We start from the raw sequence: 779 nt of genomic DNA on the forward strand, positions 1-779 counted from the left end.
ATTCCCTCCGCCAACCCCAACCAATCTTCCCCTAGGGTAAAGTCAGAAACCACATCACTGCCATCCCCTTCGCGGAAGACAAACACATCAGTTCCACTCCCCCCAATTAGAGTATCGTTTCCTAAATCACCCCAGAGGAAATCACCCCCATTCCCACCATACAAAACATCATCTTGTTTGCCACCGCGCAGGGAATCATTGCCATCGCGACCATACAGAATATCCGCCTCGGTATTGCCACTGAGGAAGTCCTCCCCATCCCCGCCACAAATCACATCACTGCCAATGTCGCCATACAGGAAATCATTCCCAATATTTCCCAAAAGCGTATCGTTATCCTTGCCACCATGCACCGTATCGTTTCCCCCACCGCCATCTAGGGTATCGCTGCCGCGATTTCCATTCAAGAAATCATTCCCTTCTCCCCCACAAACTGCGTCATTATCGTTATCGCCAAACAAGAAATCATCATCAGCTTGACCGTAAAGCCAATCATCCTGTTTTCCCCCATGCAGGGTATCGCTACCTTGGTCGCCAAAGAGAGTATCATTCTGCCGATTTCCATTCAAAAAATCATTCGCATCCCCGGCCCACAACCAATCCTCATCATTGTCCCCAAATAGAGTATCGTTGCCGCCAAAACCCAACAATTTGTCGTTTTGTTTTCCCCCATGAAGTAAATCGTTGCCATCCCCGGCATCCAGATAGTCATTTCCGGTATTGCCGTGCAAAATATCGTTGCCAGTTCCCGCATAAAGGTTGTCATTTCCTCCCATTCC

1 protein-coding gene is annotated in these 779 nt (G+C 48.9%); it reads right to left on the reverse strand.

The genetic code is table 11. The features are described from left to right. The coding region (locus LKK83_RS01120; protein ID WP_324628892.1) for a calcium-binding protein at positions 1 to 779 on the reverse strand (779 nt) is incomplete at both ends.

This window comes from Phormidium sp. CCY1219 (assembly GCF_035615515.1).
In the GTDB taxonomy this organism is placed as follows: Bacteria; Cyanobacteriota; Cyanobacteriia; order Cyanobacteriales; family Laspinemataceae; genus CCY1219.